6 protein-coding genes are annotated in these 15,542 nt (G+C 58.9%); 4 read left to right on the top strand and 2 right to left on the bottom strand.

The annotated features are described in order from the left end of the window. Positions 1-8 precede the first annotated feature (8 nt). Complete coding sequence (locus GV827_RS17085) at positions 9-707, bottom strand: CpXC domain-containing protein (protein WP_164355029.1); 699 nt, start codon at positions 705-707, stop codon at positions 9-11. A gap of 18 nt (positions 708-725) precedes the next feature. Then, positions 726-5,837, bottom strand: coding sequence for a hypothetical protein (locus GV827_RS17090; protein ID WP_164355030.1), 5,112 nt, complete (start codon positions 5,835-5,837; stop codon positions 726-728). A 264-nt stretch (positions 5,838-6,101) separates the two neighbouring features. Between GV827_RS17090 and GV827_RS17095 the strand changes: the two genes are divergently transcribed. From GV827_RS17095 to GV827_RS17110, 4 genes are read left to right on the top strand one after another with little or no spacing between them, the layout of a single operon-like run. Further along, complete coding sequence (locus GV827_RS17095; RefSeq protein WP_328823173.1) at positions 6,102-7,898, top strand: ShlB/FhaC/HecB family hemolysin secretion/activation protein; 1,797 nt, start codon at positions 6,102-6,104, stop codon at positions 7,896-7,898. After that, positions 7,843-13,011: a two-partner secretion domain-containing protein gene (locus GV827_RS17100; RefSeq protein WP_164355031.1), complete on the top strand. Its 5,169-nt coding sequence runs from the start codon at positions 7,843-7,845 to the stop codon at positions 13,009-13,011. Before GV827_RS17095 ends, GV827_RS17100 begins: the two co-directional genes overlap by 56 nt. 12 nt (positions 13,012-13,023) lie before the next feature. After that, positions 13,024-14,973: a caspase family protein gene (locus tag GV827_RS17105; protein ID WP_164355032.1), complete on the top strand. Its 1,950-nt coding sequence runs from the start codon at positions 13,024-13,026 to the stop codon at positions 14,971-14,973. Positions 14,974-14,979: 6 nt separating this feature from the next. Continuing rightward, positions 14,980-15,450, top strand: coding sequence for a MarR family winged helix-turn-helix transcriptional regulator (locus GV827_RS17110; RefSeq protein ID WP_164355033.1), 471 nt, complete (start codon positions 14,980-14,982; stop codon positions 15,448-15,450). Positions 15,451-15,542: the final 92 nt, after the last annotated feature.

Here is a 15,542-nt window from a genome sequence, read left to right on the forward strand (position 1 = left end):
CGCTGCGGTCAGGCCGCATCCTGGCCGACACCCATGTACAGCTTTTGCATATCAACGAACATGCCCTTGGTCAGGTCCGTCCTGATCGGGTTCCACCCTTCAGGATTCGCCTCGATTTCCAGCAACAGCGCCCGATCTACTTCGATCTGCTGGGACACGTCTTCGGTCATCATGTCGATCCAGACCAGCGTGAGCGTATCCGGCGCGACATCCACCACCCGCAGTTCGATCCCGGCCTGCAGCGGCGCTTCGGGAACGCGCCGCAACAGATCCAGCTTCAGCATCTCTATCGACACGTCATCCAGGCCGGACTTGCGCAGCAAGAGTTTCTCGCGAGTGGCGGGCCATCCGAACGTGAGCCGGGGCCGCAGGTCAGCGCCGACCTCTTGCGCCGACGGGGTTGCCTTGGCGCCATAGCTTTCATCGAAAAGCGCCTGCACCTCTTTCTCCAGGGTCCGAAAATCCGTGATCTGCCGGGGGGGATAAGCCGCGAGCCAAAGCCCGAATTCCATGTCGAGATAGTTGAAAAGCGGCTCCAGCCGCATTTCGGCATCGCAGGACGGGCAGTTCACCGACTGGAAACTGTTGTTCAGAATGTCGTCGCGCAGGTCAGGGCGACGATCCGCGTTCACACTGCCGGCCGCCTGAAAGTCAGAGGTGGTCTGGCATTCCGAACACTCGATTGTCGTGGTCGTAAACAGGGACATTGGCCCCTCCTTTCAGCATCAAAGGTTGAGGATCTCATCCTTGTGGGGGTGATTGTCATTCAGACGGCCACTGTGGAAGGCTGCATATAGCTCTGAAAACCATTCGCCGGGGGCGCGGAACTGATAGCCGGATACGGCGTACTGGCGCTGCTCTGTCAGGTATCTGGCCCAGCTTTTGTCATAGCTTTCGACATAGGTGTGTTTGCCGATCGCGCAGGCGGCGGCAATGCTGGCGGAGGACCACGGCTTGTTACCCGCGCGGGCGCGGTCAACGAACATGCGGCATTCCTCCATCCGCCTGCGCCATTCCTCGGCGTCACATCCATCCGGGTCAGGGATCGGCAGGTTTCGCCCCTGAGAGCTTAGCATATATTCCGCGACATAATCCGGATCGAACTTATACTCCCCCGCGATGATCCCCGCAGGTTCACTGACGTCCGCGCCAAAGACTTTCCAGCCCGCCAACCGCTCCCCGTGCTTTTTCATGAAGCCCATCTTGTCATCCACGGCGTGGCCCACCTCGTGCAAGGTATTCCAGCTAAACGCTGTCCGTTCCTCGCCCGGTTTGGGAATGGCGCGGTCGTGCAGCTTGCCGATCTCATGTTCGATGGCGATGCTGTAAATACGCGAGGTCTTGTCGTCGCCTTCCCGCATCGCGATCTTCTTGTCACCGCTGTTATAGCTTGATGCCGCCGACCGGCCGTCGAAATGCATGAAGGTCAGCATGCTGTCATTCTCAAGCGTATCGCTGGGTGGCAGCTTGGACATCGTCTCGTAGAATTTCCGGATGTTGGGTGCGGGCAATTCCATATCCGCGTCATCTGCGGCAACACCGTCCTTTGCCGTGCCACCCGGTTTGTTCAGTTCCAGCTTGCAGCCAAAGCGGGTTTCAAAGGCGACCGCCATGACCTTGCGCTGCACCGAAGCTTCAAGCTTGCCGATGATCCCGTCGAGTTTGTCGATCCCGTCAGGGGACTCCAGAATTGCCTTCAGGTCTTCTGGCGCGGGCGGCGTATTTGCCGCCAGCTTGATCCGCACCTCTGCCATATCAAGTTGAACCCGTGCCGCCTTGACCTCCTTGACCGCAGAACTGTGATTGCGGTCTGCCGCGCGGGTTGCAGCGGTATCGAGCGCCCGGTGGGCCAGCGTCAGATCCTCGCGAATAAGGTGACGGTGTTCGCCTTTCTCCAGATCTGCAAGCGCTGCCGCGACGGGTTCTCTTTCATTGCCATAGGCCAGATGGGCATCCAGCACCTTTCGCAGGTCGCGCAGCGCGGTGATCGTCTCTTCAATGTCTTTCTGGGTTTGTGCCCGGTTTGACTTGGCCGAACGTGCCGCGTTCATCGACACTTCCAATGCCGCCATCCGGTCTGAAATGTCATCTTGGGCGAAATCGGCATGTTCCGCTTTCTGCCGCAAGGGGTGGCTATGTTGCAGGGACGTGGCAAGTGTCCGCGCAACGGCTGCTGAATCGTTCAACTGATCATATTGCGCCATCAGCAGCGTGATCTGCACGCATCCATCCACCGCCGCTTCGACATCTTGCCGGGCGGATGTGAAATTCTCATCGGCGGCTGCCCGTGCGGCGTCCAATCGCGCGTGGCACTGCATGATTTCCTCATGCACGTACATCGCCGACGGCTCCTTGCTCAGATCGTCTAGTGTCTTTTCAGCCTTGGAGATCGCTGCCATCAGGTCTTCGGGATCATCCTCGGCGATGACCTTGATATCGGTGATGACATCGGCAAAATCCGCGACGCGTTTTGCGCTGTCCTTAGCGGTGTCGCATTCATCCTTCAGTTCGGTATAGAGGTCCGTCGCGATGGCAAAGTCAAAGCCCGCAGCCTTTCTCTGCGCATTCGCATCCTTGCCTTCCAACCGTGCCAGCAAGGGTTCAATCGCCGGGGACCTGATTTGGCGCACCCGTTCGAGCGCCTCTTGCGCCCTCGTTTTCTGCAGCGCATAGCGATCGTACTTGTCCAGCTCCGCGCCAGCCGCGTCACAATCCGCAAGGAAGGTATCAAGTGCCTTCTTCGCCCCACCATAGTTATCAAGATCCGCCTTTGCCGCGGCGCCATCAAGGGTCGTACGCAGCGCTTTAACCGCCCCGTATCCCGGACCCGCCTGCGGCACCGAGCGCGGCTCAAGTTCATCCAGCTTGCGTTCGCAGGCCAGCTTGTGCGGGAGGTAGAGATCAAAGCTCTCTGCTTTCTTCCGTGCCCAATAGGCCAGACGGTAAATCTGAATAGCCGTGTGGTAGGACTCGCCGAAGTTTCCCTTCGCGTGTGCTTCATCCATCTTGGCGGTCAGCCGGGTGATCTCGGACGCTTCCTCCGTCGTCGATGCATGGGTCATCTCGACCCCCTGCTTGCCGCGTACATATTGCTTGATGAATGCCTCTGCCTGTTCGTATTCCTTGAAGGTCCCCTCAAAGGCCGCCACCAGTTCGACGCCCTTTCGCGCGTGATTGCCCGCCTCGGTCAGGTTCCGGTCATCGAACGCGGTGTTCATCTGATCCAGCACAGCCTGAAGACGGTCCGCCACCGCCGCCATATGCCCGGCCACATTGGGCGCGCGGAATTTGGCCAGCTGGGCTTCGATCTTCGATCTCGCGTCCTTGATCGACGTTGAGAAATGCGCCATCGCGTCAAGGCCCAAACGAGCCTTCGCCTGCCCTTCGGCCAAGGTGCGAACCGCGCTGGGAAAATCCAGCGTAAGATCTTTCACCGCCTTTGCTGCATCTTCCACCGATTGCTCGGCATCGTTGATCTCGTCATCGATCACGTTGTCCGCATTCGCATCCTTGGCCAGCGCAATGACTCCCTCGGTCACGATCCGTTGTGCCTCGTAACTCGCCGCAGCGGTAAGTTTCAAAGCAATGCTTTTGCAGTCTTCGATGGCGTCATTGAGCACATCTTGAGCCTGTTGCAGGTCTCCGGCCATCATGCCTTCGGCTGAGCGAGCCTTATTGTCTGCCGCCTCAAGCGCAGTGCCAAACATGCTATTGGTATCCAATCCCTCGACATGCGCGCGCACCTTGGCAAAGTCCGCATATATAATTTTGAAATCACTGGTTGGCGTCAGGACAATTCCATTTTCACCGCTCTGCATTCCGTCAATCAGCTCAGCGGTTTGAGCGTCACTGACGGCGCGCTTGATCTCAAGCGTTGCGCTTTCAAGCAGAGTCCTACCAGCCAGCCAGTTTCCGCGTGTTGTCGCAGCAACTGCATTGGTTAGCATCTCATTCGCAGTTTGCTTGGCCTCCAGTGCCTCGGCCGTCTTCTTCCCCTGCAGCTTGGCCAGTTCGGCGTCAAAGGCCGCCTTCTTGACCAAATAATTCTTGGCGTCATCCGCCAGATTCATCATTTCTTCATGTTGCGATTTCAGCCGCAGGCACATCGCGTTCGCAAGTTTGATATCACCTGTTGCCTGGGCGCCAGCGCGTTTTGTCTCGTCTCCCAATAGCGCCTGATAGTAGCTCTCGATCGCGACGCGTCCTTCAGGTCCGGCGCGTTCTTCTGTCGCTTTCAGCCGTGCTGCGAATTCCGCGCGCTCAACAATGTATAGCTTGGCGTAATCAGCGTCTTCCTTTACGCGACGCTGGTAGCCATAAACCTTGCGCATCTGGCCCGCCGCGCTCTTGTAGGCCCCCCGGTCCGCATCGGCCTGCGCGGCCTCGCCCGCTTTCTGGCAGTACTCAACGTCTTTACTGATCAGCGCTTTGACATCATCGTCATAGTTGTCTTCGAACTCCTCCTGCCGCCGGGCCCATCTTCTTTTGAACCGGGCGAACTCACTTGCCATCTGGTTCAGCTCGATGATCTCGGCCACCGCCGCCGGTATCTGGTTCAGCAAGGTCATTGCCCCGCTCATGCGTTTTTCCCGGCGCGCATCCTTGGCATCGTCCAGCAATTTATGTGCTGCCTGATGGTCCTCGCGCAGCTTGTCCAAAGGATATTTCGCGGGCGCTGGTAAAGTGGCCAGCAGCGCCTCACGCTCTGTCAGCACGGCCTCGTAGCTTGCGCAGTCATCCGCGAAATCAAGAGCGTCTTTCAGATCATTGCGCACCACCGCGATGTCCTGGCTCGCCTCCAGGTAATCATGTGCATCCGCTTTGGCCTTGGCCGCAAGGTACGCGCTCGTGATCTTGTCGAACTCGGGTTTGACGAATTCCGTGTCACCCTTTTTGGGGTGCGCCTGCATCACGGCATAGCGCACCAGAAACGTCTCGTGATCCCTGACCCAGGCCTGTGACGCGGCGATCATTTTCTCCGCGTCCCGCTGCACCTCGATGTAGCCCGCCTCTGCATCATCGGCCAGATCAGGCAACTTGGCCGGGGCGGCATTGACCGCTGCATCCAGTTTCTTTTGCGTGGTCGTCACACCGATGCGCAGCGCCAGCGGCACCTTGTCCTCGCCGAATTGCGCCGCAAGTTTCTCACGCAGCGCGGCAAGCTGGTTGAAGGTATCCGACAGCTTGCGGCGCGCATCCTGCAAGCGCGGGTCCAGACCCTCTTCCGCTGCCGCCCTGGCATCGCCCACCTCGGCCAGTCGCGCCTCAAACGGGTTCTGACCCGCCTTGTCGGCATTGCGCATCATAACTTCAAGCCGGCCCATCGCACGCAGCGCGTCATCCAGCGCCTTGGGATCGTTCGACGCCATGCCGGCTGCGAATTTCTCCTCAATATAGGCCCATGTCAGGGCAATATCGCTTTGCCCATCCGCGCCGCCGTCCTTCGCGACAAGCGGATTGTCCTTGTCCATCCGTCCCATCGCTGTTTCCAGCTGGTGATGCGCGCGCTCGGCATCCTCCTTGCGGATATGCAGCAGCATAGCTGCCTGTACGTCTTCAAGCTGTCTATGCCCGCCTTCGAAATCGAGGTTGTCCGGGTCTTTCTCAATGATCGTCTCAGCGACCGCGAGCTGACCGAGCAAGATCGAACGCACGGCCGCATCTTCGACCGACGCGATCTCTTCGCGGATCAGATCGTGTTCTGCGTTGAACAGGCGAAACTGCTCTGCCGCTTCGCGGCGTCGCTCCTTCATTTTCTTGCGCTTGCCGATCATCGGCACCTTCAAAAAGCGCTCAATGAAATCACTTTGCTGCTTGGTCAAACCTTCAATCGGCATACCAGGACCTCCAAAAAATATCGGACAGGCCGCCGAAAAATCAGTTTGTGATAAAAAATGGATGGCAGCCCTGGACCAAGTCAAAACCAGCCAGTGGATCATTGCAAGGTTTTTCAAACCCGCAAGTTAAGACGCAGACCGCACAAACCGGGCCGATGATGTCCGAACGTATTGCGTTCCCGGCCATTTGCGGAAAGGATACATTGACTTTAGGGCAGTTTGCCTAAAACATTTGATTAATCCTATTTCAGCAGGAGTTCTGTTGTGCCCGAGGCCAAATATTTCGACCGAATTTCATGCGGTTTGTCGACCTTATCCGGGCAGCGCAGATTGACCGGCACCCTTGCTACAGTGCTTGTTTGCTGTCTTGCCAATGTGCCTTTGCCTGCAGCCGCGCAGTCAGCCAGTGAAATTACGGCTTCTACCTTTGCCCCTGATGCGCAGCGATTGACTGGCGCGGTCGTCTTTTCTGGGGAACGCGGAACGAAGGCCCCAGAAGGGTCGGAAAAACTGCTGATCAACCTGTCCGGCGTCACCATCAATGGCGGTCTGCCGGAAATGGCCGCGGCAAACGCAACGGTTCGCGCGCGGCTTTCGGGCAAGACGATCTCTGTCGCGGAGATTTTCAACGCCACAGCAGATCTTGAAAACGCATACGCGCAGGCTGGGTTCGTGCTAGCGCGTATCGTGCTTCCTGCACAGGAGTTGCGCGACGGTGGACGCCTTCGCATCGAAGTGATCGACGGTTTCGTTGAGACTGTGGACACGTCGAAAGTACCCGAGCCGGTGCGTGGCCGGATCGCCAAAATCACCGATCCGCTTGTCGGTCAACGCAGTCTGCGCCTGCCCGAGCTGGAGCGCCAATTGCTGTTGGCAGGCGATACCTATGGCGTGGCGCTAGGATCCGCGCTAGCGGCCGGCGCGACGCCGGGGGGTGCCTCGCTGATTCTCCAGCCAGAGTTCCGTCCCGTGACTGGCTTTTTCGCATTCGATAACGCCAATTCGGACGAACTTGGGCCTCTCACCCTGAGCGCCGGGATCGAGGTGAACTCGCCCTTGAACATGGGCGAGACGTTCTACGGTCGCTTCTCAGGCGCGCCAAGCGGGGACAATGAGAACAACTTGGGCTCAGTTTTCAGCAGCGATCCGCGGGTCCGCACGCTTTCGGTTGGCACCGTGTTTCCTCTAGGACTGGACGGGTTGACGCTGAACTTGGAGCTGACGGACAGCCGCACAGCGCCCGACACGCTGATCGCGCCCAGCACCAGCCGGTTCAAGCGCGGGTCGGCACGTCTTTTCTATCCTTTTGTCCGCTCTCGTAACCGCAACATCTCGGGCCAGCTGACTCTGGACAAACAGACGGATGAGCAATTCCTCGTCGCGCCCAGCGGCGGGCGCGCGCCGATTTACAAGGACAACGCCACCGTGATCCGTGCCGCGGTCGATGGCTTCTGGCTCACCGAGGGTGGTTCCGCTTTCGAGGCGGGTGCGGTGCTCTCGCGCGGGATCGACGCGCTTGGCGCACGCACGGCTACCGAGGTGGGCGCAGGCACCCCGCTGTCGCGGCAGGGCGCGGATGCAGAGTTCACCAAGCTGATCGTCTCGGGCCGCCTGCGGCAAAAGATTAACGAGAATTTCAACTTCTCTCTTTCGGGTCGCGCACAAACGTCTTTCGGCGATCCTCTCCTCACCGGTGAGCAATTCGGCATAGCTGGAGGTCAGGAGCTCTCGGCTTTTGATGCGGGCACCATCAAGGGTGACAGCGGTTTCGTCGCCCGCGCCGAGGTCTCGGCGCCGCGCCAAGCCAATTTCGGCAAGACGCCCTTGCTGATCAGTCCTTATATTTTTGCTGCCTACGGGGATGTTTCCCTCGAACAGCCAACGGCGCAGGAGACTGCAGACCTTTCTGCGACCTCCTACGGGATCGGTGTTGAATTCAATACTTTGAGCAAATCGAATTTCCGGTCCGCAACCGTGCGGATCGAATATGCCAGGGGGACCCGTGATGACGACCAGCCGGACAACAACCGCTTCAGCATTTCAAGCTCATTCCGTTTCTGACGGAAAGGGGCACCGCCGCTATTCTCGCCTTGCGCTGGCACTGACCACAGCGCTGACCCCGGTCTGGCCGCTGGCCGACACGTTACCGACCGGCGGCACTGTGGTGCATGGGTCCGCCCAGATCGGCACACCTTCAGCGAATACGATGACGATCACCCAGGGCAGCGACCGCGCGGTCGTGAACTGGGACGGGTTTGCCATCGGCCAGGGCGCGCGGGTCGACATCCGCCAGCCCAATGCTGATGCCACGATCCTGAACCGTGTGACCGGCGACACCACCAGCCAGATTCATGGACAGCTCAATGCCAATGGCCGCGTGTTCGTCGTCAACCCCAACGGTATCTTCATCGGCCCGACGGGCAACGTGAATACGGGCAGCTTTGTCGCCTCGACGCTGAACATGCGCACCGAGGATTTCGTGACTGGAAAGACGGTGTTCGAAGGCAATGGCGCCTCGGCTACGGTCGAGAATGCGGGCAACGTGCAGGTCGTCACAGGCGGCTACGCGGCGCTGATAGGCGGAAAGGTCAAGAACTCGGGCACCATCCAAGCGCCCTTGGGCTTCGTGGGCCTTGGCGCGGGCGAGCGGGTGACGCTGGACCTTTCCGGCGACGGATTCCTGCAGGTCGCCGTGCCGAGCGATACGGACGACGATGGGCTTGAGGCCCTGATCGAAAACTCAGGCACGATCCAGGCCAACGGTGGCACCGTCCAAATTTCCGCCGCCACCGCCCGCAATGCCGCACGCCACGCCATCAACATGAGCGGCGTGGTCGAAGCAACGACGGTCAGCGGACGCAACGGGCGGATCACGCTGGGCGGCGGATCGGGTGGCAAGGTCACGGTTAGCGGGCGCATGCGCGCCAGCACAATACCCACGATCCAGGTGACGGAGTCCATTCGCCCTGCCCTGCGCCCCGAGCGCGGCGGCGAGATCACGATTACGGGCCGTGACATCACCTTGGCCGGAGCAACGCTGGACGCTAGCGGCGAGAACGGGGGCGGCGATATCCGCGTAGGTGGCGAGTTCCAGGGCGGAGCTGGCCTGCCGACCGCCGAAACTCTGAACCTGGATGCGGCCACGACGATCAACGCAGATGGCATCACGGCGGGCGATGGCGGGCGGATCATTCTGTGGTCGGATGTCGAAACGACATTTGCTGGGAATATTTCCGCCCGCGGCGGGGCAAGTGACGGAAATGGTGGCTTCGTCGAAGTCTCCGGCAAAGAGCTTTTGTCCTATCGCGGCCTGACTGATCTGCGCGCTCCAAATGGTGCTCCGGGAGAACTGTTACTCGATCCGTCCAACGTGGAAATTGTGGGGAGCGACGCCGGGGATAATCAAATCCTGAACACAGACCTGATGGCTCAACTGGAACTGGGAGATGTCGAAGTAGCCACCGATGGGACTGGGGACCTCCCTAATTCGTTCATTGATTCCCTCGGTGAGGGAAACATTACAGTCAATGCGCCTATTAGCTGGGCCGGCTCCTCTGTTCTCACGCTAAATACAGATGGCTTCTTAGGAAACGACATCATCGTGAACGAACAAATTACAGCGCCTGACGGAGGCCTCACGATCAACGCTGGAAATGACTCGATCTCCGGCGAGATCTCCACGGGGCCATCCGGCAGCATCCAGGTTGGCACCTTCCACCTAGAAAGGGGTAACTGGTCGCAGGATGATTTGACGCTGCCCTCTTTTCCCACTTTTGAAGCCAGAAACTTCGTTCTCGACAGCGGCACCAGCTACCTGCGCGCATTCGGCGGTGATGGCGGCCCTCAAGGGATCCCCTATATCATAAGAGATATATACGGCTTGCAAGGCCTCGGCACGCTGGACGGTGGACAGTACTTTCAACTTGGCAATCACATCGACGCCTCCGGCACTGCCGACTGGGTAAGCCTGGACTCGCCAGTCAACGAAACACAGGACGCCGGTTTTGTCCCGCTGTTCTTCAACGGGAATCTGAATGGCAACCGTTACACGATTTCAGAACTCTTCATCCGCCGCTACACTGCGGATAGCGAACCAGATCCGGCCGGACTGTTCAGCACGTTGGGCTCAAGTGCATTTATCTCACAACTGAACATCGCTGATGCCGACGTCGCCGGAAGTACAGCAGGGATTCTCGCCGCGCGCAATGACGGCCTGGTTTTCGGCGTGTCCACCAGCGGCTCCCTAACCGTGCACACCCAAAGCGGCGGAGGCAGCTACGGTGGCGGAATCGTAGCGGAAAATTTTGGAACGATCGAGGCCAGCTTCTCTGATGCGACCGTCTCCGACATACTCGATCCCTCCTCGAGCTTTCCAGGTCCAAGCGAGGGCCAATACATCGGCGGCATCGTTGCTGTAAACGCCGGAAACATCGGCATCGTCAGAAGCAACGGCAACGTCAGCTATACCCAAGCATTGAGCGGCTCGATCGGCGGAATTGCGGGGGATAACCAAGACAGCATCACTGATTCCTACTTCACCGGCAGTGTAACCGCCAATCCCACAGCGGGCGTGGACGTGAGGCTGGGTGGTATCGCTGGTATCAACTCGGGCGAAATCGCGCGCGTAATCGCCAATGGCCCAGTGACGCTGACTGGCTCCTACAGTTCTGCCAACGGGGGAGCGGTTGTAGGCGTAGACAATGAGTCTGATACAAGCGTGATATCGTCGTTCTACAGCGTCTCCGGTACCGGTCAACTTTTGAGTGGAACGTTGGGCGAGGAAACAGGCGCGAGCCCCGGTCTCTTTACTTATTTTGAAGGAGCGTTCCCGGACGAGGGCACTATTCCGGGCACTTTTGTAAGCCTAACCGATAGCGAGGCCTTCATTTCGCTCGCCAGCTCTGGGGGTTCTTGGGATTTCATGGATTTCTGGTCGTTTCCCCAGGACGGCGTCGACCAGGCACGGCTCTATTCGGTCGATCCGGTGATCTCCGCGTTCGATTTTCAAGAGGGCACGCCCAGTCGTCAGTATGCAGGAACCACCCTCGATTTCTCTGCCATTGATCCCGTCTTCTATGGTGGACCATCGTCCTACTTCTTCGGGCCACTGTTCGATGATGGAGATCTCAGTGTACTGGGAGATCAGGTCATCCTCTCAAGCTTTAACGTAGGGGAGCAAACCTACCGGTTCCCTACAACGTATGTCAGCGATCAGGGGCAAGTCTATGACGTGCGCTCTTTCGAGTTTCCAATCATCATCACGCCCGCGCCACTTGAGGTGATCGTCGAGGACACCAGCAAGGCCTACGGCACGCAGCTGGACCTCAGTGGAGTGAACTATACCGCAAACACCCTATTCCCAGGCGACAGCATTACCGGGGGTATCGTGATCAGCGAAGGCGCGGCGGCCGACGTACCCGTATCCGACAATGCTTATTTCCTCGGGCTCAGCGGCCTGACTGGATCGGGACTGTCAAACTACAGCATTTCGATTGTACCAGGCAGTCTGCGCGTTGTCCCGCGCGCAGTCGACGTCGAAATCGACGACGCTCAAAAAACCTACGGTGAGGAGATTGTCTTTGACGGCACAGAGTTCACCGTTACGGGCTTGCTCGGTGAGGATACGCTCAGCTCGCTCACGATCAAGAGCGACGGACAACCAGCCGAGGCACCAGTCACCGATAGCCCCTATTTGATCGACGGCGATGATCCGGTGGGCACTGGCCTTGAAAACTACAACATCAGAATCTTCCCGGGTGAATTAACATTGACCCCTGCTCCGCTGACGATCACGGCCGACGATCAGTCCAAGCCCTTCGGCACAGAGTTCGTCTTTACCGGTACTGAGTTCACCGTTACCGGCCTGTTGAACGAGGACAGTGTCGATAGTGCTAACCTGACCAGCGATGGTGCAGCTCCGGGTGTCCCCCTTGGCGGCGAAGGTTTCGTCATCGTGATCACTGACCCCGAGGGCGAGGGCCTCGATAATTACGAGATCACGCTGGTCAACGGCATCATGATCATTGGGCCAGGCAACCTAACAATCACCGCAAACGATCAAAGCAAACTTTACGGCACCGAGCTTACATTCGACGGCACGGAGTTCACCGTAGCAGGCCTTGCCGAAGGTGACAGTGTGGACAGCGTCACGCTGAACAGCGACGGCACTCCAGTGACGGCACAGGTCGCCGATGGGCCCTTTGCTATCATCCCAAGTGACCCTGTGGGCACGGGGCTCGAAAAGTACACGTTGATCTTCGCTGACGGATCACTGACCGTGATCCAGGCACCTCTGACCGTCACAGCGAACGACCAGCTCAAGCAGGAAGGCCAAACCTTCACCTTCGCGGGCACGGAGTTCACCGTAACCGGACTTCTGAACGGCGATACAGTGGATAGCGCAGTTCTGACCAGCGATGGGGCCGCAGCAGAAGCCTCAGTTGACGACAGCCCCTTTGACATCTTGATTGGCGAGCTGACCGGAACTGGCGTCGACAACTATGACGTCACCCGGGTCAATGGCGTCTTTACCGTGGACAACATTGTGGTGCCGCCCACGGTCAACCCAATGCCCCCATGGAGTAGCACTCTTCCAAATCCAACCGACAGGCTGACACTCTCTTTGTTCACAAGTCAAAACCGAGCCGACCCCGTTCAAGGCAATGTGCAGGGCTTCGACGGACCACAGCAAAGTCTTGGCGACGCCCGAACAACCCTTGCCCTCGTGGATAGCTTGTCCAGCGATCTTGAGCTGGCCGTGCGTTCCTGCGGATCGGCGGATCAAGACTTCACCAACTACATGGCTTGTCTGAGCGAATCACTCGATACCTATGCGAACGCTCTAGACGAAATTGTTAATGATCTGCCACCCGGGCTCGAGAATGTCGCCGCGACAATCCGCACCGCCAGGGACGGAGTAAACGCGGCTGCCGCACGCGCGCAGCGCCGCCTCGCGGGCGCCACATCGGCATCCGAGCGTCGCGCCATTCGCCGGGATGCCCTGACAGAAGCGCGCGGGGCGATCAATCAGGCGCAAGACGAAATCCGCAAGGCGATCACCCTGATCCGCGCGGATGATCCCGAAGTCGCGGCAGTTCAGCGCAACACCGGTGCCCGGATCATTCAGGCCTTCGACACCGTAGATAGCGAGCTTGCCCGTGCAGTCGAACTGTAATCGGAGGGACAAATGCACGCGCAATTAATCAGATCGTTTGTCGCTCTGACGCTTGCGTTGTTCGCTCCCTTGGCGGCTTTTGCACAACAAACGGAAGAACGGCGCTTAGCGCTGATCATCGGTAACTCTGACTATGAGAATGTGACGCCGCTGGATAACCCCGGGAATGATGCCGCGGATCTATCTGTCGCTCTCGAAGGATTGGGCTTTGAAGTTTTTCTGGGGCTCGATGTTACCGACGCGGAAATGTTCGAGCTGGCCGAGAAATTCGCCACCGCGATTGAAACGGCGGATGTCTCATTGTTTTTCTACGCCGGTCACGGCTTCCAGGTCGGTGGGCAGAACTACCTTGTGCCTACGGATGCCCGGATCCAGAAACCGGAGGATGTCACGGACCAGACCGTCAAACTCCAAAGCATTCTTGACCGGATGGAGGCAGCGCCGGGGCTCAAATTCGTGTTTCTGGACGCCTGCCGGAATAACCCGTTCGAAGGCACGCTGAACGCAGTGTCAGAAGGGCTGGCCCGCGTGGGGAACGCGGCGGATTTCATGATCTCTTTTGCCACGCAGCCCGACAACGTCGCCTATGATGGGACCGGACGAAACAGCTTCTTCACCGAAGCCTTGCTCAGCCATATCTACACGCCCGGCCTTGATGTGTCGGACCTGATGATTTCGGTGCGCAAGGATGTCCTGGCGGCGACGGGCGGGCGTCAGATCCCGTGGGAGAATTCATCACTCACCCGGCAGTTCCGGTTTGATCCCCGGCCCGACACGGTTTCGCCCGAGACACTGCTTTGGCAGGTCGCGGCAAACGCCGGTGATCCGCAACTTATGGCGCTTTACGCAGAACGCTATCCGCAAGGTACCCATCTGGATCAGGTGATAGCATTCCTCGACATAGGAAATGGCGAGGGGAACGTGCTGTCGCGCGACTATGCCCCGACAGAACGGAACGAGCAGGAAGAACGTTTGTGGCAGCTGGCACAACGCAGCCGGATGCGTCCACTAGTACAGTTCTATCTGGATCAGTATTCGGATGGAAAATATGCACGCGACGCAAGGCGCCTGATCGCGACCCTGCCCTCAGATACCGAGGGCGGCGCGTCGCGGCTCTGCGAACGTCTTGCCACACATCCGCGCGATGCAACGGCGCGCACGCCTGGCGTGCCCTTTGCCAAACTGCAACAGAACGCAATCAATGCCATCAACGCCTGTCAGGCCGCAGCGGATGCCAATCCGGATCTGCCGCATTACACGGCCCTGCTGGCCCGCGCCACAATTGCCGCCGGTGATGTGGAAGGGGCGATCCGCCTCTACCGTGTGGCATCCGAACGCGGCGATTTGCGCGCCATGGTCAGTCTTGGCTTGATGACCGAAGCCGGGCGCGGTGTACCGGCCAACACGGTCGCGGCCTTGCGGCTTTATGAGAGGGCCGCCCGTCTGGGCAGCCCGGACGCGATGATCAATCTTGCCGTTGCCCTGTTCGAAGGGGTTGGTGTCGAGAAGGATGAGCAACGCGCAGTGGAGTTGTTAAAAGAAGCTGCCGATCAGGGGTCGGCGATTGCCACCTTCAACCTTGGTGTTCTTGCCCGCGACGGCACCGCTGGCGATCCGGCTGATGCTCTTGAGTACTTTCGGCGGGCGATCAACGCAGGTGAACCCCGCGCCTATGTGGCCAGCGCGATCCTTCTCGATGAGGGCCGCATCGTGGACCGCAACCCGGCGGCGGCGGCAAACATGCTCTTGCGCGGCGCAGCAGAGGATAGCGGACAAAGCATTCAACAGCTGACCCAGCGCACCTCCGATTGGTCGCGGGAAACCATTGCCGCCGTACAGGAACGGCTAAAGGCGGCGGGCTACTACACAAGCACGATCGACGGGCTGAGTGGGCCAAACTTTACCGCTGCACTGGAAACATGGCGCAACGGTGGTTTTGAACCCAACGTGTTGGTGGAGTAGGCCGTGATGTCAGCGAAAGAAAATTCTGCAGATAATCAAACGCCCCTGCCTCGGCGCCGCCTGCGGACATGGCTGCGGCTGTTGCGTGTCACCCGGAGTACCGAAAACCAGCTGCGCGAGTTTCTCAGGGTCACGCATGACACGACCCTGCCGCGCTTTGATGTGATGGCGGCCCTGTACCGAGAGGACGCGCCGATGAAGATGTCGGACCTCAGCAAGATGCTGCTGGTCTCGAATGGAAACGCCTCGACGATCGTGAACCGGCTTGAGAAGGATGGGCTGGTCGCCCGTACCCCCGTCGCCAAGGACCGCCGCGTGGTGAACGTGGAACTCACCCCACTTGGACGTACACAATTTGAAGAACAGGCCAAGGGTCACGAGACAGTGGTCGATGATATTTTTTCCACTCTGGATCACGATGACCTAGACCTGATCCGCGACCTGCTGCGCCGGGCCGAGGCGGGCGAGCAGGCGTAAAGTTGGCCCTGCAAAAGACCCCGACAGCACGGTTCCACCTTGCACGTCAATTTACTTTAAACTTAAAATACTGTAATTGAAACGCACAGACG

It is taken from the genome of Sulfitobacter sediminilitoris (genome assembly GCF_010667575.1).
GTDB lineage: Bacteria > Pseudomonadota > Alphaproteobacteria > Rhodobacterales > Rhodobacteraceae > Sulfitobacter > Sulfitobacter sediminilitoris.